Annotated in this window: 11 protein-coding genes, 1 tRNA gene and 2 rRNA genes; 1 reads left to right on the top strand and 13 read right to left on the bottom strand. The window is 67.4% G+C overall.

Annotated elements, in window-relative coordinates; genetic code table 11:
* Window positions 1–35 precede the first annotated feature (35 nt).
* The 9 genes from ACTWJ8_RS28140 to ACTWJ8_RS28100 form a co-directional block, all read right to left on the bottom strand.
* Window positions 36–509, bottom strand: a complete 474-nt coding sequence (locus tag ACTWJ8_RS28140; RefSeq protein WP_356378029.1) for a Dps family protein — start codon at window positions 507–509, stop codon at window positions 36–38.
* Window positions 510–666: 157 nt separating this feature from the next.
* The gene (locus ACTWJ8_RS28135) at window positions 667–1,047 is read right to left on the bottom strand and encodes a helix-turn-helix domain-containing protein (RefSeq protein WP_356378026.1); all 381 of its coding nucleotides are present in this window, start codon (window positions 1,045–1,047) and stop codon (window positions 667–669) included.
* A gap of 109 nt (window positions 1,048–1,156) precedes the next feature.
* Window positions 1,157–1,726, bottom strand: a complete 570-nt coding sequence (locus tag ACTWJ8_RS28130; protein ID WP_443260580.1) for a CinA family protein — start codon at window positions 1,724–1,726, stop codon at window positions 1,157–1,159.
* Window positions 1,723–2,403 (bottom strand): CDP-diacylglycerol--glycerol-3-phosphate 3-phosphatidyltransferase, encoded by a 681-nt coding sequence (gene pgsA, locus ACTWJ8_RS28125; RefSeq protein ID WP_356378020.1) that lies wholly within the window; start codon window positions 2,401–2,403, stop codon window positions 1,723–1,725. Before pgsA ends, ACTWJ8_RS28130 begins: the two co-directional genes overlap by 4 nt.
* Window positions 2,400–3,860 carry a 30S ribosomal protein S12 methylthiotransferase RimO gene (rimO, locus tag ACTWJ8_RS28120; protein WP_443260579.1) on the bottom strand — a complete coding sequence of 487 codons (1,461 nt, stop codon included), beginning with the start codon at window positions 3,858–3,860 and terminating at the stop codon, window positions 2,400–2,402. The genes pgsA and rimO overlap by 4 nt, the downstream gene beginning before the upstream one ends.
* 66 nt (window positions 3,861–3,926) lie before the next feature.
* Complete coding sequence (locus ACTWJ8_RS28115) at window positions 3,927–4,781, bottom strand: helix-turn-helix domain-containing protein (protein ID WP_443260578.1); 855 nt, start codon at window positions 4,779–4,781, stop codon at window positions 3,927–3,929.
* A gap of 218 nt (window positions 4,782–4,999) precedes the next feature.
* A complete protein-coding gene (locus ACTWJ8_RS28110; protein ID WP_356378011.1) occupies window positions 5,000–7,765 on the bottom strand; it encodes a DNA translocase FtsK in 2,766 nt (921 codons plus the stop codon).
* Between the two features lie 139 nt (window positions 7,766–7,904).
* Window positions 7,905–8,585: a response regulator gene (locus tag ACTWJ8_RS28105; protein WP_356378009.1), complete on the bottom strand. Its 681-nt coding sequence runs from the start codon at window positions 8,583–8,585 to the stop codon at window positions 7,905–7,907.
* Window positions 8,586–8,859: 274 nt separating this feature from the next.
* Window positions 8,860–14,415, bottom strand: coding sequence for a HAMP domain-containing protein (locus ACTWJ8_RS28100; protein WP_356378006.1), 5,556 nt, complete (start codon window positions 14,413–14,415; stop codon window positions 8,860–8,862).
* Between the two features lie 378 nt (window positions 14,416–14,793).
* Here ACTWJ8_RS28100 and ACTWJ8_RS28095 point away from each other — a divergent pair, with 378 nt between their 5' ends.
* Window positions 14,794–17,415 (top strand): SpoIIE family protein phosphatase, encoded by a 2,622-nt coding sequence (locus ACTWJ8_RS28095; protein WP_356378003.1) that lies wholly within the window; start codon window positions 14,794–14,796, stop codon window positions 17,413–17,415.
* 65 nt (window positions 17,416–17,480) lie between these two features.
* Here ACTWJ8_RS28095 and ACTWJ8_RS28090 read toward each other — a convergent pair.
* From ACTWJ8_RS28090 to ACTWJ8_RS28075, 4 genes are all read right to left on the bottom strand, one after another.
* Window positions 17,481–17,556, bottom strand: a tRNA-Thr gene (locus tag ACTWJ8_RS28090).
* Between the two features lie 84 nt (window positions 17,557–17,640).
* Window positions 17,641–18,306, bottom strand: coding sequence for a DegT/DnrJ/EryC1/StrS family aminotransferase (locus ACTWJ8_RS28085; RefSeq protein ID WP_443265013.1), 666 nt, complete (start codon window positions 18,304–18,306; stop codon window positions 17,641–17,643).
* A 119-nt stretch (window positions 18,307–18,425) separates the two neighbouring features.
* Window positions 18,426–18,542, bottom strand: a 5S ribosomal RNA gene (gene rrf / locus ACTWJ8_RS28080).
* A gap of 87 nt (window positions 18,543–18,629) precedes the next feature.
* Window positions 18,630–21,752, bottom strand: a 23S ribosomal RNA gene (locus ACTWJ8_RS28075).
* Window positions 21,753–21,875: the final 123 nt, after the last annotated feature.

The following is a 21,875-nucleotide window of genomic DNA, read 5'->3' as shown; positions in this document are numbered from 1 at the left end:
GAAGCAGGACCACCTCGGCCGCCGGGCCCTGCCCCTCAGCCGCGGTTCTCGGCCTGGAACATCCAGTGATGCTTCTCGAGGTCCGCCGTGATGCCGATGAAGATGTCCTGGCTCACGGGGTCCGCCTCGCCCGTCGCGTCCACCCGTTCGCGCATCCGCGCGATGACCGCGCCCAGCGCTTCCACGAGCGCCCCCACCGCGTCCGTGTCCTTCACCCAGCCCTCCGGGGCCACGCCCACGCCACTGGTGTCCGCCACGGTCTTCGCGCGGCCGTCGGGCGGGACGCCCAGCGTCGAGGCCCGCTCGGCCACCGTGTCGGAGTGCTGCCGCGCGGTGTCCACGACCTCGTCGAGCTGAAGGTGCACCGAGCGGAACCTGGGACCCACCACGTTCCAGTGCACCTGCTTCGCCACGAGCGACAGGTCCACCAGGTCCACCAGGGCGCCCTGGAGCGCCTCGCCCACGGTCTTCAGGTCGGCGTCGGGCAGCGGACTCTTCACGACGTACATACGTCACCTCCGTATCGAAACCACCCCCAACAATGGCACATACGGGCTATTACGGACACATCTGGACGGACTCCGCACGGAGGCGACAGCGGGCAGCAGAAAGCCCCGGCCGATGCTCTCGGCCGGGGCTTCCCCACGTTCAAACTGAGTTCAGGCGCTACGCCGCGACGACGTCGACGGCCTCCGCAGGCGCCTTGATCGTCACACGTTCCGGCGGGACGCCGGTCACGGAGACAGAACCCAGCATCGGACGAACCGGTGCGGGCACCGGCTCCGACGGGACGGCTGCTGCCGACTCGGCCAGCTCCGCGAGAGCGAGCTCGTCGCTCACCTCGCGCATCAGCTCGGACATCCGTACGTCAAGCGCGTCGCAGATCGCGGAGAGCAGCTCGGAGGAAGCCTCCTTCTGCCCCCGCTCCACCTCGGAGAGATAGCCGAGCGAGACTCGGGCGGACGAGGAGACTTCGCGCAGAGTACGGCCCTGGCGCTGGCGCTGCCGACGCAGCACGTCACCCAGCAGGCGACGGAGCAGAATCATCGGTGGCTCCCTCCTCGGACCGCGTAGCCGCATCCTTCACGCCCCACCGTACCGCCTCGTGCCGCGGCCGTGCGGGGAGCGATGTCGTGTTCACTCAGGGCTGCAAACATCAAAACCCCCCGTTCTGTTCCGTATCCTGTGCCCGCGCTTTCCCACTGCGTTCGCCGGAATGCCCTCCGACCAGCTCTTCGACGAGGAGTCCGAGCACGCTCCGTACACTCTCCATACGGATTTCCGTCCGACGCCCGTTCAACCGCAGGGCGCTCACTTTCCGGCTAGCAGCGAAATCGGCGGCACCCTCGGAATGATCAGTTCCCGGTCCCGCGACGGCCACGTACACCGTCCCGACCGGCTGTCCGTCCTGCGGCTCGGGCCCGGCGACACCGGTCGTCGCGATGCCCCAGTCGGCCCCCAGCGCGTCCCGGACGCCCACCGCCATGCCCAGCGCGACCTCGGGGTGCACGGGCCCGTGCGCGGCGAGCAGATCCGCGTCGACGCCGAGCAGCCGGTGCTTGAGCTCCGTCGCGTACGCCGTGACGGAGCCGCGGAAGGCCTTGGAGGCCCCCGGTACCGCCACGAGCTCGGCGGCCACCAGACCGCCGGTGAGCGACTCCGCGACGGCGAGGGTCTCCCCTCGCTCCGTCAGCAGGCGCAGCGCCTCGACCGCCTCGTACGTCACTTCTCGGCAGCCTCCGCGGACGCCTGCGCGGCAGCCTTCGACTCGGCGAGCCCGGCACGGCGCAGCACGATGGCCTGCCGCACGTAGTCGAGCCCGGTCAGCACGGTGAGCGCGACGGCGACGGCCATCACCCACCATCGCAGCGTCGCGAGCGGCCCGGTCAGCGCCAGGATGTACATGCCGACGGCGGTGCCCTGCGTCAGGGTCTTTATCTTGCCGCCGCGGCTCGCGGGAATGACCCCGTAGCGAATGACGACGAATCTCAGCAGCGTGATCCCGAGCTCGCGCCCGAGAATGACTCCGGTCACCCACCACGGAAGATCACCGAGCGAGGACAGACAGATCAGCGCGGCGCCCATGATCGCTTTGTCGGCGATCGGGTCGGCGATCTTTCCGAAGTCGGTGACCAGGTTGTACGAACGCGCCAGATGTCCGTCGAAGACATCCGTGATCATGGCAACCGCGAACGCCGCCCAGGCCCATGCCCGCCACGCCGGGTCGTACCCGCCGCCGGCCAGCATGAGCACCACGAAGCCCGGCACCAGGAGGAGCCGGATCATGGTCAGGATGTTCGCGATGTTCCACAGGCTCGCCTGGTTGACGGCCGCAGCACCCAGCTTGCCTCCGGGCGACGGCCTGCCGGTGCCGCCCGCAGCGGACGCCGGGACTCCGGTCATCTGTCCGCCTCCTCAGCGATCTCCAGCGGCTCGGCCACCAGGTCGACACCCTCGGTGCCGACCACCTTTGCCTCGACCATACGACCGACTGTCAGACCGGCGCCGCTCGTGAGACGCACCTGCCCGTCGGTCTCGGGCGCCTGGTGCGCACCGCGGCCGACGACGCCGTCCTCCTCGTCGACGGACTCGACGAGCACGCGCACGGTCTCGCCCACGCGCTCCTCTGCGCGCTGCGACACCAACTGCTCGGCGAGCCGGGAGAGCCGCGCGAGGCGCTGTGCGACCACGTCCTCGTCCAGCTTGTCCTCGTACGTCGCCGCTTCCGTGCCCTCCTCGTCGGAGTAGCCGAACACACCGATGGCGTCGAGCCGCGCCCCGTTCAGGAAGCGCTCCAGCTCCGCGTAGTCCGCCTCGGTCTCGCCGGGGAAGCCCACGATGAAGTTCGACCGGACACCCGCCTGCGGCGCCTTCGTCCGAATGGTGTCGAGCAGCTCCAGGAAGCGGTCGGTGTCGCCGAAGCGCCGCATCGCGCGCAGCACGCCGGGCGCCGAGTGCTGGAAGGAGAGGTCGAAGTACGGGGCGACCTTGTCGGTGCCCGTCAGCACGTCGATCAGGCCGGGGCGCATCTCGGCGGGCTGCAGGTAGCTGACCCGGACGCGCTCGATCCCGTCGACCTCGGCCAGCTCGGGCAGCAGCGACTCCAGGAGGCGGATGTCGCCCAGGTCCTTGCCGTACGACGTGTTGTTCTCGGAGACCAGCATGATCTCCTTGACGCCCTGCTCGGCGAGCCAGCGCGTCTCGTTCAGCACGTCGCTGGGGCGGCGCGAGATGAAGGAGCCGCGGAACGACGGGATGGCGCAGAAGGAGCAGCGCCGGTCGCAGCCGGAGGCCAGCTTCACGGAGGCCACGGGGTTGCCGTCGAGCCGGCGGCGCAGCGGGGCGCGCGGTCCGGACGCGGGCGCGACGCCCTCGGGCAGGTCCACGGGGGCGTGCCCGGGCAGCGCGATGCCGGAGCCCGCCTCCTGGCGCTCGGCGGGGCTGATCGGCAGCAGCTTGCGGCGGTCGCGCGGGGCGTGCGCCTCCACGCTGCCCCCGGACAGGATCGTCTGGAGGCGGCCGGAGATGTCCTCGTAGTCGTCGAACCCGAGCACGCCGTCGGCCTCGGGCAGCGCTTCGGCCAGCTCCTTGCCGTAGCGCTCGGCCATGCAGCCGACCGCTACCACCGCCTGCGTTCTGCCGTGGCCCTTGAGGTCATTGGCTTCCAGGAGGGCGTCGACGGAGTCCTTCTTCGCGGCCTCCACGAAGCCACAGGTGTTCACGACGGCGACATCTGCGGCGTCGGCGTCCTCGACGAGCTCCCAGCCGTCCGCCTCCAAGCGGCCTGCGAGCTCCTCCGAGTCCACCTCGTTACGGGCGCAGCCAAGGGTGACGAGTGCGACGGTGCGGCGTTCGGGCATGGAATCAAGACTACTTCGTCCCACTGACAGCCCAAGCCACGAGGGGTTACCGCAAGATCGCCGGGCTCAGCCGACCTCAGGGTCACCCTTCGTGTACGACAGCCGCTCGACCTGGCCGGCCTTGAACTCGTCCTCGATCTGCTTGCCGTTCACGAACAGTTTGATGGCGCCGGCGTCGCCGAGGACGAGGTCGACCTTCCGGTCGTCCTGGAACGTCTTGGTCTGGCCGTCCTGGAGCAGCCCGTCGAACATCGTCCGCCCGTTGTGGTCCTTGGCGGAGATCCAGCTGCGCCCGTCGGCCGCGCTGACCTTGACGGTCACCTTGTCGGCGGGGGCCGCGGCGATCGCGCTGTCGCTCGGCTCGGGCTTCGGATCGTTGGGCTTCTTGGTGCTGGGGCTCGGCTTCGGGGTGGTCGCCTTGCTGGTCGCGGGGGTGGAGCCCTCGGCGGCCTGCTGCTGGCCGCCTTCGCCGTCGCCGCCGCTGAAGGCGGTGTAGCCGACGAAGGCGACGACGGCGACGATCGCCGCGACCATGGCCGCCGTCCAGTTCGGCCTGCGGGGCTCGGAGCGGATCCGCTCGGCCTCGAACAGTGGCGTCGCGGGCGTCGGCGCGGGGCGTCCGCCGTGCTCGTCACCGAACTGTTCGAGCAGCGGTTCGGGGTCGAGGCCCACGGCACGCGCGAGCGTGCGGATGTGACCCCGCGCGTACACGTCACCACCGCAGCGCGAGAAGTCGTCCTGCTCGATGGCTTGCACGATCGGGATGCGCACCCGGGTCGACTGACTGACCTCGTCGACGGTCAGACCCGCGTCGACGCGTGCCTGCTGGAGGGCACGACCGATCGACGGCCGGTCGTCGTCCGCGTGCGGGATGTGGTCTTCCGAAGGGCGGTCGTCTTCAGGGGAGTTGCCGATGGACACGGGGGCGCCTTTCGAGCGTGTAGCCACCTGCTGGAGGTTCAGTTTAGGGGGGGTGTGAATGGCTGAGGCAACCGGGCGGTCGGACTTTGTACGCCATAGGAATGGCCCACCATCCCACCGGCGACGTACTCGGCTGTCTCCTCCCTCAACTTGACGTAGGCGATGGGGAAACGGTTGCTCCGATACCCGTACGAGTGACGTCGGTTCGAGGGATCTCTTTAAGGTTGAGCCTCCCCGCGGATCACCGCGAGCACTCCCTCCAGCTCATCGGCTTTCACAAGAACGTCACGAGCCTTCGAACCCTCACTGGGTCCGACGATGTTCCGCGACTCCATGAGGTCCATCAGGCGGCCCGCCTTGGCGAACCCGACGCGCAGCTTGCGCTGGAGCATGGAGGTGGAGCCGAACTGCGTGGAGACGACCAGTTCGGCGGCGGCGCAGAGCAGGTCGAGGTCGTCGCCGATCTCCTCGTCGATCTCCTTCTTCTGCTTGGTGCCCACCGTGACGTCGTCCCTGAAGACGGGCGCCATCTGGTCCTTGCAGTGCTGCACGACCTGGTGGATCTCGTCCTCGGTGACGAAGGCGCCCTGCATACGGGTGGGCTTGTTCGCCCCCATGGGGAGGAAGAGGCCGTCGCCCTTGCCGATGAGCTTCTCGGCTCCCGGCTGGTCGAGGATGACGCGGCTGTCGGCGAGCGAGGAGGTCGCGAACGCGAGCCGCGACGGGACGTTCGCCTTGATGAGGCCGGTGACGACGTCGACGGAGGGGCGCTGCGTGGCGAGTACCAGGTGGATGCCGGCCGCGCGCGCGAGCTGGGTGATCCGGACGATCGCGTCCTCGACGTCCCTGGGGGCGACCATCATGAGGTCGGCGAGCTCGTCGACGATCACCAGCAGGTACGGGTACGGCTTCAGCTCCCGCTCGCTGCCCTCGGGCGTGGTGAGCTTGCCGTCCTTGATGGCCTGGTTGAAGTCGTCGATGTGCCGGTAGCCGAAGGCCGCGAGGTCGTCGTAGCGCAGATCCATCTCCCGTACGACCCACTGGAGGGCCTCGGCGGCCTTCTTGGGGTTGGTGATGATCGGCGTGATGAGGTGCGGGATGCCTTCGTAGGCGGTCAGCTCCACGCGCTTGGGGTCGACGAGGACCATCCGGACGTCCTCGGGGGTCGCGCGCATCATGATCGAGGTGATCAGGCAGTTGATGCAGGACGACTTTCCGGAGCCGGTGGCGCCTGCGACCAGGACGTGCGGCATCTTCGCGATGTTCGCCATCACGTAGCCGCCCTCGACGTCCTTGCCGAGCGCGACGAGCATCGGGTGCGCGTCCTCGGCCGCGTCCGCCAGGCGCAGCACGTCGCCGACGTTGACCATCTCGCGGTCGGTGTTCGGGATCTCGATGCCGACCGCGGACTTGCCGGGGATCGGCGAGATGATCCGGACGTCGGGGGACGCGACGGCGTACGCGATGTTCTTGGCGAGCGCCGTGATCTTCTCGACCTTCACGGCGGGGCCGAGCTCGATCTCGTAGCGCGTGACCGTGGGGCCGCGCGTGAAGCCGGTGACGGCCGCGTCGACCTTGAACTCGGTGAAGACGGTCTGGAGCGACTCGACGACCGCGTCGTTGGCGGCGCTGCGCGACTTGCCGGGCCCGCCGCGGGTGAGCAGGTCGAGCGAGGGCAGCGCGTACGTGATGTCGCCGGCGAGCTGGAGCTGCTCGGCGCGCGGCGGCAGGTCCCCGCGCGCCTCGGGCGCGGACTTGGTCAGGTCGGGGACGCCGAGGGACGTGGGAGTGGGCTCAGGCTCCTTCTGAGCGGCCGCGGGGGCCTTCTTGCCCCTGGCCGTCGGGACGGCCGCCGAACGCTCGCCTGTGGCCGCCTCACCGCTCTTCTCGCCGCTTCCCTCGCCGGAGACGCCCTGCGTGAGGTCCGCGACGAGCGGCGACGGCGGCATGCCGTGCAGGACGGCACCGTCGAGCGCCGCGGCCGCGGCGGCCGCCACGTCGACCGCGTCCATCGGCCGCTCCATGGCGGGCTGCACCGACTTCCGCGACTTGCGCCGCTTGGCGAACGCCTCCTCCTCGGCACGGTCCGGGTCGTACGAGTCCGGGGCCGGGGCCGGGGAGCGCCTGCGGGAGCGGGCGGGCGCGGCCTCGCGCCACTCCTCGTCGTACTCCTCCTGGGCCGCGTCGGCGAAGGCCGTGTCGTCGTGCACGATGCCGAGCTTCACGCCGAGCTGGTGGAGGCGCTGCGGGATGGCGTTGACGGGCGTCGCGGTCACGACGAGCAGCCCGAAGACGGTCAGCAGGACGAGCAGCGGGACCGCGAGCACCTGGGTGACGGTGAAGCTGAGCGGCGTCGCGGTGGCCCAGCCGATGAGCCCGCCGGCGTCCCTTATGGCGCGCATGCCGTCCCCGCGCGCGGGTGAGCCGCACGCGATGTGGACCTGGCCGAGGACACCGATGACGAGCGCGGAGAGGCCGATCACGATCCGCCCGTTCGCCTCGGGCTTCTCGGGGTGCCGGATGAGCCGTACGGCGATCAGCCCGAGCAGGATCGGCACCAGCAGGTCGAGGCGGCCGAACGCGCCGGTCACGAGCATGTCGACGAGGTCGCCGACGGGCCCCTGGAGGTTCGACCAGGTGCCGGCCGCGCAGATCAGCGCGATGCCGAGCAGCAGCAGCGCGAGGCCGTCCTTGCGGTGCGCCGGGTCGAGCCCCTTGGCGCCACGCCCTATGCCGCGGAACATCGCCCCCACGCTGTGCGCGACACCGAGCCACACGGCGCGTACGAGCCGGTAGAGCCCGCCGGTCGGACTGGGTGCCGGCTTGGGTGCAGGCTTCTTCGCCGCGGCCTTCTTGGCGGGCGCCTTCTTGGCCGCGGTCTTCTTGGCGGGGGCTTTTTTGGCAGCGGCCTTCTTCGCCGGAGCCTTGGTCGGCGCCGCCGTCTTCTTCGCGGGCGTCTTCTTGGCTGCGGGACGTGAGGCCATAGGTGCGAGGTTACCGGGGGAGACGACCTTGGACACGTGCGCCCACCGCTTCACCCGATCGTGTCGCGAACTGACGGGGCGGAAACTGACGTGGGCTCAAAGCCCACGCGGCGCCCCGACAGTGTCCGGGGCGCCCGCCTCAGTTCTGGGAGGGCAGCGAGGGGGCGCCGCTCCCGGTGCCCGGTTCCAGGGCGTCAAGTGCCCTGCGCAGGCCCGTGAGTTTGCGCTCCAGGTGGGCCGCCGTGGCGACCGCGGCGGCGTCCGCCGACTCGTCGTCCAGCTGCTTCGACAGCGCCTCGGCCTGCTCCTCGACCGCGGCGAGCCGCGCCGACAGCTCGGCGAGCAGCCCCGCCGGCTCCTTGGAGTCGCCGATGGCCTTGCCGCCGCCCTCGAGCTGGAGCCGCAGCAGCGCCGCCTGCTCCCGGAGCTGGCAGTTCTTCATGTAGAGCTCGACGAACACCGAGACCTTGGCGCGCAGCACCCAGGGGTCGAACGGCTTGGAGATGTAGTCGACCGCCCCCGCCGCATAGCCACGGAACGTGTGGTGCGGTCCGTGGTTGATCGCGGTGAGGAAGATGATCGGGATGTCCCGGGTCCGCTCGCGACGCTTGATGTGCGCCGCGGTTTCGAAACCGTCCATTCCCGGCATCTGAACGTCCAGCAGAATGACCGCGAAATCGTCCGTGAGCAGCGCCTTCAGCGCTTCCTCCCCGGACGATGCCCGTACCAGTGTCTGATCGAGCGCGGAGAGGATGGCCTCCAGCGCCAGCAGATTCTCCGGCCGGTCATCGACCAGGAGGATCTTGGCCTTCTGAACCATGGCCCGCCCTCCTCGCCCCGGCATGGGGCCGCCCCTGTCCGCAGGACTCGGGGAGGCTCCTGTCGCCACCCCAGGGGACGACTCCCTTGCGTCGTCCGTCCTTGTGCCGGTCATGGTAGCCGCACCCCGCCTGTCGCCACACCCTGTCACCGCGATGTCACCGTGCACGTAGCAGAAACGCGGTGGGAGACCAGAAGGTTCCCCGAATCCCGCGCTTCTACACGAATTCGACCACACTCAGTCAGCAACTCATCCTGAACATTCCGGTTTCCGGTCACTCACCATGCATCCACCGCTCCATCACGGACAGCAGGTGGTCCGGATCGACCGGCTTCGTCACATAGTCGGAAGCGCCCGACTCGATGGCCTTCTCCCGGTCGCCCTTCATCGCCTTCGCGGTGAGCGCGATGATCGGCAGCCCGGCGAACTGCGGCATCCTGCGGATCGCCGTCGTCGTCGCGTAGCCGTCCATCTCCGGCATCATGATGTCCATCAGGACGACCGTCACGTCGTCGTGCTGTTCGAGGACCTCGATGCCCTCGCGCCCGTTCTCCGCGTACAGGACCGACAGGCCCTGCTGCTCCAGGACGCTGGTCAGCGCGAACACGTTGCGGATGTCGTCGTCGACGATGAGCACCTTCTCGCCGCCGAACAGCAGCCCGTGCCGTGACGACGGCTCGCTCCGCTCGGCCGCGTCCGTGGCGCCCGCCGAGCCGTCCCACTGCTCCTCCGCGCGCTCCTGCGCGGGAGTCACGGGGGCCGGGGGCGTCGGCTGGTCGGGCAGCTCCGTCCGCTCCGGCAGCGGCGTCGGCGTCGACCTGCGGCGGCGCCGGAACAGTGCCGCCGGACCGTTCTGCGTGTCCTGGTACGACTTCACCTCGGCCGGCGTCTCCACCTCGGCGGGCTCGGGCGCCGCGTCGAGGGCGAGCCGCTCCCCCGGCTCGATGGTCGGCGCGAGCTGCGCGTAGCCCTGGGGCGGCAGCTCGCTCGGGTGCATCGGCAGGTACAACGTGAAGGTGGAGCCGCGGCCCGGCTCGCTCTGCGCGTGGATCTCGCCGCCCAGGAGGCGGGCGATCTCGCGGCTGATGGACAGGCCGAGGCCCGTACCACCGTACTTGCGGCTCGTCGTGCCGTCGGCCTGCTTGAACGCCTCGAAGATGACGCGCATCTTGCTGGCCGCGATACCGATGCCGGTGTCGGTCACCGAGAAGGCGATCACGTCGCCGTCGGCCTCGGTCAACGAGCCCGCTTCCAGGAGCTGTTCGCGGATCGCGTTCGGTACGTCCGCGCCCGCCGGCCTGATGACCAGTTCGACGGCGCCGGAGTCGGTGAACTTCACCGCGTTCGACAGCAGGTTGCGCAGCACCTGAAGGAGGCGCTGTTCGTCGGTGTGCAGCGTGGTCGGCAGTTCCGGCGACACCCGTACGGAGAAGTCGAGTTGCTTCTCCGCGGTCAGCGGCCGGAACGTCGCCTCCACGTAGTCGACGAGCTGCACCAGGGCGATGCGCGTCGGCGAGACGTCCATCTTGCCCGCCTCGACCTTCGACAGGTCCAGGATGTCGTTGATCAGCTGGAGCAGGTCGGACCCCGCGCCGTGGATGGTCTCCGCGAACTCGACCTGCTTCGGGGTGAGGTTCGCGTCCGCGTTGTCGGCGAGCAACTTGGCAAGGATGAGCAGCGAGTTGAGCGGCGTGCGCAGCTCGTGCGACATGTTGGCGAGGAACTCGCTCTTGTAGCGCATCGAGACGGCAAGCTGCTCGGCGCGCTCCTCCAGGACCTGCCGCGCCTCTTCGATCTCGGTGTTCTTCACTTCGATGTCGCGGTTCTGCTGGGCCAGCAGCTCGGCCTTCTCCTCCAGTTCGGCGTTGGACGCCTGGAGGGCCTTCTGCCGGTTCTCCAACTCGGCGGAGCGCTCACGGAGTTGCTCCGTCAACTCCTGCGACTGCTTCAGCAGCACCTCCGTCTTGGTGTTGACGGAGATGGTGTTGACGCTCGTCGCGATCATCTCGGCGATCTGGTTCAGGAAGTCCTTCTGGATCTGCGTGAACGGCGTGAACGACGCCAGTTCGATGACCCCGAGCACCGTGCCTTCGAAGAGCACCGGGATGACGATGACCTGCGCCGGGGGCGCCTCGCCGAGCCCGGAGGCGATCTTCAGGTAGCCGCTCGGCGCGTTGTCCACGAGGATCGTGCGCTTCTCCTTGGCGGCCGTCCCGATGAGCGTCTCGCCGGGCCGGAACGCGGTCGGCATGGAGCCCATGGAGTAGCCGTAGCTCCCGCACATGCGCAGCTCGTACGCGTCCTCGTCACCGTTCGCCGCGTCGGCGCCGTCGTCCGTGGGCAGCGCCAGGAAGAACGCGCCGTGCTGCGCCGACACGACCGGCGTCAGCTCGCTCATGATGAGCCCCGCCACGTCGTCGAGGTCGCGGCGGCCCTGCATCAGACCCGAGATGCGGGCCAGGTTGCCCTTGAGCCAGTCCTGCTCCTCGTTGGCGATCGTGGTGTCGCGCAGGTTGGAGATCATCTTGTTGATGTTGTCCTGGAGGACCTGGATCTCGCCCGCCGCGTCGACGTCGATCTTGAGGTTGAGGTCGCCGCGGGTCACCGCGGTGGCGACGGCCGCGATGGCGCGCACCTGACGGGTCAGGTTCCCGGCCATCTCGTTCACGGACTCGGTCAGGTCGCGCCACGTGCCGTCCACGTCGCGCACCCGCGCCTGACCGCCCAGCTGACCCTCGGTGCCCACCTCACGGGCCACCCGGGTCACCTGCTCGGCGAACGACGACAGCTGGTCCACCATCGTGTTGATCGTCGTCTTCAGCTCGAGGATCTCGCCGCGGGCGTCGATGTCGATCTTCTTGGTCAGGTCGCCCTTGGCGATGGCGGTCGTGACCATCGCGATGTTGCGCACCTGACCGGTCAGGTTCGAGGCCATGCCGTTCACGGACTCGGTCAGGTCCTTCCACGTGCCGGACACGCCGGGTACGCGGGCCTGACCGCCGAGGATGCCGTCCGTGCCCACCTCGCGGGCCACCTTGGTGACCTGGTCGGCGAAGGAGCTCAGGGTCCGCACCATCGTGTTGAACGTGTCGGCGAGCTGCGCGACCTCGCCGCGCGCCTCGATGGTGACCTGGCGGGTCAGGTCGCCGTTGGCCACCGCGTTGGCGACCTGGGAGATGTTGCGCACCTGCATGGTCAGGTTGTTGGCCATGAGGTTCACGTTGTCGCTGAGGTCCTTCCAGATGCCCGTGACACCCGGAACGCGCGCCTGGCCGCCCAGCTGACCCTCGGTGCCCACCTCACGGGCCACCCGGGTCACCTGCTCGGCGAACGACGACAGCTGGTCCACCATCGTGTTCACCGTCGTGACGAGCTCGAGGATCTCGCCCTTGGCGTCGACGGTGATCTTCTTGGACAGGTCGCCGCGCGCCACCGCGGTCGTGACCTCGGCGATGTTCCGCACCTGAAGCGTCAGGTTGTTGGCCATGCCGTTCACGGACTGCGTCAGGTCCTTCCACGTACCCGACACGCCCTGCACCTCGGCCTGACCGCCCAGGATGCCGTCCGTACCCACCTCGCGGGCCACCCGCGTCACCTGCTCGGCGAAGGCCGACAGCTGGTCCACCATCGTGTTGAGGGTGTTCTTCAGCTCCAGGATCTCGCCGCGCGCGTCCACGTCGATCTTCTGCGACAGGTCACCCCGCGCCACCGCCGTCGCGACCTGCGCGATGTTGCGCACCTGGGCCGTGAGGTTCCCGGCCATGCCGTTCACCGAGTCCGTCAGGTCGCGCCACACGCCGGCCACGCCGGGCACCTGCGCCTGACCGCCCAGGCGCCCCTCGGTGCCCACCTCGCGGGCCACCCGGGTCACCTGATCGGCGAAGGCGGAGAGCTGGTCGACCATCGTGTTGATGGTGTTCTTCAGCTCCAGGATCTCGCCGCGCGCGTCCACGTCGATCTTCTGCGACAGGTCGCCCCGCGCCACCGCCGTCGTCACCTGGGCGATCTGCCGCACCTGGGACGTCAGGTTGCCGGCCATGAAGTTGACGGAGTCGGTCAACTCCTTCCACGTGCCGCTCACGCCGTCCACGCGGGCCTGACCGCCGAGGCGGCCCTCCGTGCCCACGTCACGGGCCATCCGCGTCACCTGGTCGGCGAAGCTCGACAGCTGGTCCACCATCGTGTTCACGGTGTTCTTCAGCTGGAGCATCTCGCCGGAGACGTCGACGGTGACCTTCTGCGACAGATCACCGTTCGCCACCGCCGTCGTCACCTGGGCGATGTTCCGCACCTGTCCGGTGAGGTTGCGGAACGCGGTGTTGACGGAGTCGGTCAGGTCCTTCCACGTCCCGGCGGCGCCGGGCACGAGCGCCTGACCGCCCAGCTCACCCTCGACACCGATCTCCCGTGCCACGCGCGTCACTTCGGAACCGAAGGCGGAGAGCTGGTCCACCATCGTGTTGACGGTGTTCTTCAACTCGAGCATCTCGCCCGCGACGTCGACGGTGACCTTCTGCGACAGATCACCGTTCGCCACCGCCGTCGTGACGGTGGCGATGTCCCGGACCTGAGTTGTGAGGTTCCGGAAAACGGTGTTCACCGAATCGGTGAGGTCCTTCCACGTCCCGGCGGCACCCGGCACATTCGCCTGGCCGCCGAGCTGGCCCTCGGCACCGACCTCGTTGGCCACGCGCGTGACCTCGTCGGCAAAGGTCCGCAGGGTCTCCGTCATCTGGTTGATGGTCTCGGCCAGCTGGGCGACCTCGCCGCGCGCCGACACCGTCACCTTCTGGGACAGGTCACCATTGGCGACCGCGGTCGTGACCTGCGCGATTCCACGCACCTGGGCGGTCAGATTGCCCGCCATGAGGTTCACCGAATCGGTGAGGTCCTTCCACACGCCGGCCACACCGGGCACCTGCGCCTGGCCGCCGAGCTCACCCTCCGTACCCACTTCCCGGGCCACTCGGGTGACCTCGGAGGAGAACGACGACAGCTGGTCCACCATCGTGTTCACGGTGTTCTTCAGCTCGAGCATCTCGCCCGCGACGTGAACCGTGACCTTTCGGGACAGGTCACCCTTGGCCACCGCGGTGGTGACGAGAGCAATGTCACGTACCTGAGCAGTGAGCCGGTACGCCATGGTGTTGACCGAATCCGTGAGATCCTTCCACGAACCGGACATACCGCGCACGCGCGCCTGGCCGCCGAGTTTGCCCTCGGTGCCCACCTCACTGGCCACCCGGGTGACCTCGTCGGTGAACGTCGAGAGCTGGTCGACCAGGTTGTTGACGGTCCTGCCGACCTTGAGGAACTCGCCGCGCAGCGGATGCCCGTTCCCCTCCGGCTTCCCTTCCGGCACCTGGGCCCGCAGCTCCATGCGGGGCGACAGATCACCCTCGGCGACCGCGGAGAGCACCCTGCCGACCTCTGAGACGGGCCGTACGAGGTCGTCCACGAGCGCGTTGGAGGCATTGATGGCGGCGGCCCAGGAGCCCTCGCAGGCGCCCGTCTCGAGCCGCTCGGTGAGCTTGCCCTCCCGGCCGACCATGCGCCGCACGCGCGACATCTCACCCGTCAGGTGGAGATTGCGGTCCGCCACCTCGTTGAAGACGGCCGCGATCTCCGACATCACGCCGTCGCCGCTGACCGTCAGACGCTTGCGGAAATTGCCGTCTCTCATCGCGACAAGACCTGCGAGAAGCCTGTTCAGCGCCGCGGTGTCGACGGTCGTCGTGCCGCTTCCACCACGCCCCTTGCGCTGTTTTGTCAGGGACTGTCCGCCTTCTGCGCGCGCCTTCTTGCTTCGCGTCGCTGCGCCAGACTCCACTGTGTCCCTCCCGCAGGGATCGACCTGTACTGCTCGGGTAGCTCGGGTTTCTCGGATTCGCTTCTACCGCCGCATCGGCACTTCAATGCGTAGTCGTATGGAAGCTTGCCCAGTGTTTCACCATGGCAGAACCAGGCCATAACAGTTCGGCAGCTTCGCACACCGTCCGCACACCCTCCGGGCGGAAACACAGACGACCGGCATCCGCATGGACGGCGAAGGTAAGTAACCTTGCATGCGGCTGTCCACCCACCCCGGTCTGCCCGGCCTGGGCGGTGGCGGAAAACGAGCGGGCATCGGAGGGGCGGCCGAGACATGGGTACGGGAGACCTGGGCCTCGACACTCGGACAACGAGTACTACTCGTACAGGGAGTTCTGTGATCACCGCGCGCGCGGCTGCCACTTTCGAGCCGGTCGGACGCTCCGTCGCGACCGCCCGCTCCTTCGTACGCGACACCCTCCAAGGGTGGGGGCACGCGGACATCATCGACGATGCCGTCGTCCTGACCAGCGAACTCGTGACAAATGCCGTGGTTCACGCGGGCACGTCCGCGGAGGTTCTGTGCCTGCGAAGTGAAGATCACGTCCGGATCGAGGTCTCCGACCGGTACCCGGAGCGCGAGATTCCACTGCAGTCCTCCGCCATGAACATGGGCAGCCCGGACCGCGAGGGAGGCCGCGGCCTCCAACTCTGCGCGGCACTCGCCGCCCGCTGGGGGGTGGACTATTCGGCCACCCACAAGCAGGTCTGGTTCCAACTCGACCTGCCCGAGCGCTCCGTGGGAACCCGCGCCGCGGGCCCCAACCTCCCCACCGACCTCCTGCCGCTCGCCGACGAGCGCGTCCGCGTGGCCGTCGTCCAGATCGACCGGGTCGGCGCGATCACCGGGTGGAACGAGGACGCGGAGGAGCTCTTCGGGTACGCCGCCGAGCAGGTCACCGGCAAGCCCCTCACCGACTTCGCGGCCTGGCCGCACACGCCCGGCACCAGCACCGGCATCGCCGACGCGCTCCAACTCTCGCGCTGGGAGGGCAGCTACGGCATCCGCAGCGCCAACGGCCGCGTGACGCCCGTCTACGCCTCGCACCTGCGCGTCCGCGACACCGACGGCGATCCGTCGACCGTCTGCCTGCTCGTACGCGACCACGAGCGGGCCGTCCTCCAGACGCCGCTGCGCCTGCCCTCCCCCGACCCCGCGTCGCACTCGGAGAGCCAGGGATCCGACCCGTTCGAGGTCTTCATCGGCTCGCCGGCCCCCGACGACCTCGACGGACTGCTCCAGCGCACGGTCGAGCGCGCCCGCGACATGCTCGACGGCGACTCCGCGTTCCTGCTGCTCGCCACGGACGACGAGACGGAGCTCGAGGTCCGCGCCTCGACCGGCCTGCCCTCCGCACGGCAGCGCTTCGCGCGCGTACCCGTCGAAGTCGGCCCCGGGCGCTACGGCTCGGCCCGGATGCCCGCCGTCCACGAGGACCTCACCCAAGTACCGGGCGCGGTCCCGCTCTTGAACGGCACGGGCATGCGCTCGGTCGTCACAGTCCCCCTGAAGGTCGAGGGCCGCCTCACCGGCTCCCTCGGCGTCGCCGCGGAGGCCCCCGAGCGCTACTCGAACGAAGAGGCGCTCCGCCTCCAGTTCGCCGCCGACCGCATCGCGCTGGCCGTGGAATCGGCCCGCCTGGGGGAGCTCGAAAAGCTCCGCCGCGGTTCGCTCAGCTTCCTTGTCGAGGCGTCCGACCTCCTGGCGGGCACGCTCGACCGCGACCAGACGCTGGCCCTCATGGCCCAGATGACGGTCCCGACCCTCGCCACCTGGTGCGCTGTCTACACGATCGCCGACCAGGCCTCGGAACCGTACCTCTCCTATGTGTTGCACGAGGACGAGGAGCGCATCGACGGCCTCAAGGCGCTCCTTTCGAAGATCGCGCCCCCGGACCCCGTCCCGACCCCGGGCGCCCGCGTCTGGGCGGCCCCGGCGGAAGCCGCCCACCAGGCGGCTCTGCGTACGTCCATGAGGAGCCTCGGTCTCGGTGAACCGGCGAGCGTCAGCTCCGGCATCGGCACGACCCTGCAGACGGCCTCAGCTGTCGGCGGCGAGACCGTCGTCCTCCCTCTGGTCGCCCGTAACCGCGTCATCGGCATGTTGACGCTCGGCAAGCCCACCGACGAGCACTTCCGCCAGGAAATCCTGGAGCTGGCCGAGGACTTGAGCCGCAGGGCCGCCCTGGCCCTCGACAACGCGCGCCTGTACTCGGAGCGCATGGCGATCAGCCAGTCCCTCCAGCGCAGCCTCCTGCCCCCTGAGCTCCCCGACGTCCCCGGCGTCGAGGTGGAGGTCATCTACCGCGCGGCCGGCGAGGGCAACGAGGTGGGCGGCGACTTCTACGACCTGTTCCCCATCCGCGACGGCGCGTACGGCTTCGCCATCGGCGACGTCTGCGGCACCGGCCCCGAGGCCGCCGCCGTCACGGGCCTGGCCCGCCACGCGCTGCGCCTGCTCGCCCGCGAGGGCTTCGGCGGCCCCGCCGTCCTTGAACGCCTCAACGCGGCGATCCTCGACGAGGGCGCCCGCAGCCGCTTCCTGACCCTGCTCTACGGGGAGTTGTGGCCGCAGGAGGACGGCTCGGCGGTCCTGAAGATGGTCTGCGCGGGACACCCCCTCCCGCTGCGCCTGCGCCAGGACGGCTCCGTGGAGCCGTACGCGGAGCCGCAGCCGCTGCTGGGCGTCATGGACGACCTGGAGCTGTACGAGCAGACGCTGACGCTCGACCCGGGCGACGTCCTGCTGTGCGTCACGGACGGCATCACGGAGCGCCGCGAGGGCAGCCGCATGCTCGGCGACGACGGCTTGGCCGACGTCCTGTCCACCTGTACGGGCCTGACGGCCGGTGCGGTGGCCGCCCGCATCATGCGCGCGGTGGAGCGCTTCGCCGCTGACGCCCCGTCGGACGACATGGCGATCCTCGCGATGCGCGTCCCGGGCCTGCACCACGACTGAGGGGCCCGGGAGGGCGGGGGCAAATGACAAAGGCCCCCGCCCGACGGACGAAGGCCTTCAAATAGTGGAGCCCCCAAGCGGAATCGAACCGCTGACCTTCTCCTTACCATGGAGACGCTCTACCGACTGAGCTATAGGGGCCTGTCGCTTTCGCGGTTTCCCGCTCGGCAACGAGTAAAAGCATACCTGATGTTGAGGCCCCTCCGAACCACCCCGCCGCCCGTCCTAGAAGGCCGGCTGGAGCAATCCCCCGAGCGCATTGCAGGAATGCACGACGCGCTGCAACTGCCGCCGCGTCATGGTCCCTTCGATCGGCAGAGCAAGCGTTTCGTCGACGGCCCGCTCGGTCTCCGGAAGCGCGACGTCGCACCGGAATCCCGGCAGCCGGTGCACCGGCGTCTTCACCGGCACCCGGCATTCGACGCCCTTGCCGCGCAACACCCGCGCGAATGCGTCCCGGTCCGGCCGCCCATTGCCCGGCACCCGCACCACGTACTGCTGATACGTGTGGCCGTCCTGCGCCACGGGCGTCCGTACGCCGCTCAGCCGCGCGCTCAGGTACGTGGCGTGGGCCCTGCGTCGGGCCACCTCGTCGTACGACTTCTCGGACTCGCCCGGCTCCTCCAGGACGAGCAGCCCGTGCTTGCGCCCCAGCTCCCGCAGCTGGGCGACGTCGGCCCTGAACCCGAAGCGGTGGACGGCGACGACCGCGGCCGTCCGTTCACTCAGGACTGCGGCGACGTGGGAGGGATCGATGCAGTACGTGTCCGGGTTGATGTCGGCGAAGACCGGCACGGCCCCCGCCAGCACGACGTCCTCGGTGACCTCGACGTTCCCGAACGCCGGGACGATGACCTCGTCGCCGGCACCGACGCCTGCGGCTCGCAGCATTTCAACTGTGCCCATGCCACGGATCGTGCCCAGGCCACGTGAACGACGGGTGACGGGCAACAAAAAAGAGCTGGTCCCCGAACCGAAGGGTTCGGGGACCAGCTCTTTTATCAATATTAGTTCGGCGGCGTCCTACTCTCCCACAGGGTCCCCCCTGCAGTACCATCGGCGCTGTGAGGCTTAGCTTCCGGGTTCGGAATGTAACCGGGCGTTTCCCTCACGCTATGACCACCGAAACACTATGAAACACACAACCGGAGCCGAAACCATGGCTTCGACGGTTGTTCGTGGTTTCAGAACCAACACAGTGGACGCGAGCAACTGAGGACAAGCCCTCGGCCTATTAGTACCGGTCACCTCCACACCTCACGGTGCTTCCAGATCCGGCCTATCAACCCAGTCGTCTACTGGGAGCCTTAACCCCTCAAAGGGGGTGGGAATACTCATCTCGAAGCAGGCTTCCCGCTTAGATGCTTTCAGCGGTTATCCCTCCCGAACGTAGCCAACCAGCCATGCCCTTGGCAGAACAACTGGCACACCAGAGGTTCGTCCGTCCCGGTCCTCTCGTACTAGGGACAGCCCTTCTCAATATTCCTACGCGCACAGAGGATAGGGACCGAACTGTCTCACGACGTTCTAAACCCAGCTCGCGTACCGCTTTAATGGGCGAACAGCCCAACCCTTGGGACCGACTCCAGCCCCAGGATGCGACGAGCCGACATCGAGGTGCCAAACCATCCCGTCGATATGGACTCTTGGGGAAGATCAGCCTGTTATCCCCGGGGTACCTTTTATCCGTTGAGCGACGGCGCTTCCACAAGCCACCGCCGGATCACTAGTCCCGACTTTCGTCCCTGCTCGACCCGTCGGTCTCACAGTCAAGCTCCCTTGTGCACTTACACTCAACACCTGATTACCAACCAGGCTGAGGGAACCTTTGGGCGCCTCCGTTACCCTTTGGGAGGCAACCGCCCCAGTTAAACTACCCATCAGACACTGTCCCTGATCCGGATCACGGACCCAGGTTAGACATCCAGCACGACCAGAGTGGTATTTCAACGACGACTCCCCCGATACTGGCGTACCGGGTTCAAAGTCTCCCACCTATCCTACACAAGCCGAACCGAACACCAATATCAAACTGTAGTAAAGGTCCCGGGGTCTTTCCGTCCTTCTGCGCGAAACGAGCATCTTTACTCGTAGTGCAATTTCACCGGGCCTATGGTTGAGACAGTCGAGAAGTCGTTACGCCATTCGTGCAGGTCGGAACTTACCCGACAAGGAATTTCGCTACCTTAGGATGGTTATAGTTACCACCGCCGTTTACTGGCGCTTAAGTTCTCAGCTTCGCCACACCGAAATGTGACTAACCGGTCCCCTTAACGTTCCAGCACCGGGCAGGCGTCAGTCCGTATACATCGCCTTACGGCTTCGCACGGACCTGTGTTTTTAGTAAACAGTCGCTTCTCGCTGGTCTCTGCGGCCACCCCCAGCTCAGACAGCAAGTGTCATCACCAGAAGTGGCCCCCCTTCTCCCGAAGTTACGGGGGCATTTTGCCGAGTTCCTTAACCATAGTTCACCCGAACGCCTCGGTATTCTCTACCTGACCACCTGAGTCGGTTTAGGGTACGGGCCGCCATGAAACTCGCTAGAGGCTTTTCTCGACAGCATAGGATCATCCACTTCACCACAATCGGCTCGGCATCAGGTCTCAGACTCATGTGAACCGGATTTACCTGGATCACGTCCTACACCCTTACCCCGGGACAACCACCGCCCGGGCTGGACTACCTTCCTGCGTCACCCCATCACTCACCTACTACCAACTTGGGTCAGCGGCTCCACCACTCCCACCACCGGCAAAGCCGGCGCGGGCGGTTTCACGGCCTTAGCATCACTGGATTCGATGTCTTTCGCGTCACAGCGGGTACCGGAATATCAACCGGTTATCCATCGACTACGCCTGTCGGCCTCGCCTTAGGTCCCGACTTACCCTGGGCAGATCAGCTTGACCCAGGAACCCTTAGTCAATCGGCGCACACGTTTCTCACGTGTGAATCGCTACTCATGCCTGCATTCTCACTCGTGAACCGTCCACAACTACCTTCCGGCGCTGCTTCACCCGGCACACGACGCTCCCCTACCCATCACAGCCGCCGTTGGGCGTATAGCTGCAATGACACGACTTCGGCGGTACGCTTGAGCCCCGCTACATTGTCGGCGCGGAATCACTTGACCAGTGAGCTATTACGCACTCTTTCAAGGGTGGCTGCTTCTAAGCCAACCTCCTGGTTGTCTCTGCGACTCCACATCCTTTCCCACTTAGCGTACGCTTAGGGGCCTTAGTCGATGCTCTGGGCTGTTTCCCTCTCGACCATGGAGCTTATCCCCCACAGTCTCACTGCCGCGCTCTCACTTACCGGCATTCGGAGTTTGGCTAAGGTCAGTAACCCGGTAGGGCCCATCGCCTATCCAGTGCTCTACCTCCGGCAAGAAACACACGACGCTGCACCTAAATGCATTTCGGGGAGAACCAGCTATCACGGAGTTTGATTGGCCTTTCACCCCTAACCACAGGTCATCCCCCAGGTTTTCAACCCTGGTGGGTTCGGTCCTCCACGAAGTCTTACCTCCGCTTCAACCTGCCCATGGCTAGATCACTCCGCTTCGGGTCTTGAGCGCGCTACTACATCGCCCTATTCGGACTCGCTTTCGCTACGGCTTCCCCACACGGGTTAACCTCGCAACACACCGCAAACTCGCAGGCTCATTCTTCAAAAGGCACGCAGTCACGAGAACCAAGCAAGCTTGGTTCCGACGCTCCCACGGCTTGTAGGCACACGGTTTCAGGTACTATTTCACTCCGCTCCCGCGGTACTTTTCACCATTCCCTCACGGTACTATCCGCTATCGGTCACCAGGGAATATTTAGGCTTAACGGGTGGTCCCGCCAGATTCACACAGGATTTCTCGGGCCCCGTGCTACTTGGGTGTCTCTCAAACGAGCCGCTAACGTTTCAGCTACGGGGGTCTTACCCTCTACGCCGGACCTTTCGCATGTCCTTCGCCTACATCAACGGTTTCTCACTCGTCGACCAACCGGCAGATTGATCAAGAGAGATCCCACAACCCCGCACACGCAACCCCTGCCGGGTCTCACACGTATACGGTTTGGCCTCATCCAGTTTCGCTCGCCACTACTCCCGGAATCACGGTTGTTTTCTCTTCCTGCGGGTACTGAGATGTTTCACTTCCCCGCGTTCCCTCCACACTGCCTATATATTCAGCAGCGGGTGACAGCCCATGACGACTGCCGGGTTTCCCCATTCGGAAACCCCCGGATCAAAGCCTGGTTGACGACTCCCCGGGGACTATCGTGGCCTCCCACGTCCTTCATCGGTTCCTGGTGCCAAGGCATCCACCGTGCGCCCTTAAAAACTTGGCCACAGATGCTCGCGTCCACTGTGCAGTTCTCAAACAACGACCAACCACCCATCACCCACCACCGAAGCAGCAGTTCACTGGGGCCGGCATTGAGGTCGGGAACAAGTCCGTACCCTCAGACACC

Source organism: Streptomyces sp. SDT5-1 (assembly GCF_052245995.1).
In the GTDB taxonomy this organism is placed as follows: Bacteria; Actinomycetota; Actinomycetes; order Streptomycetales; family Streptomycetaceae; genus Streptomyces.
Note: the sequence above shows the minus strand (reverse complement) of the source record. Positions and strands in the feature narration are given on the sequence as shown.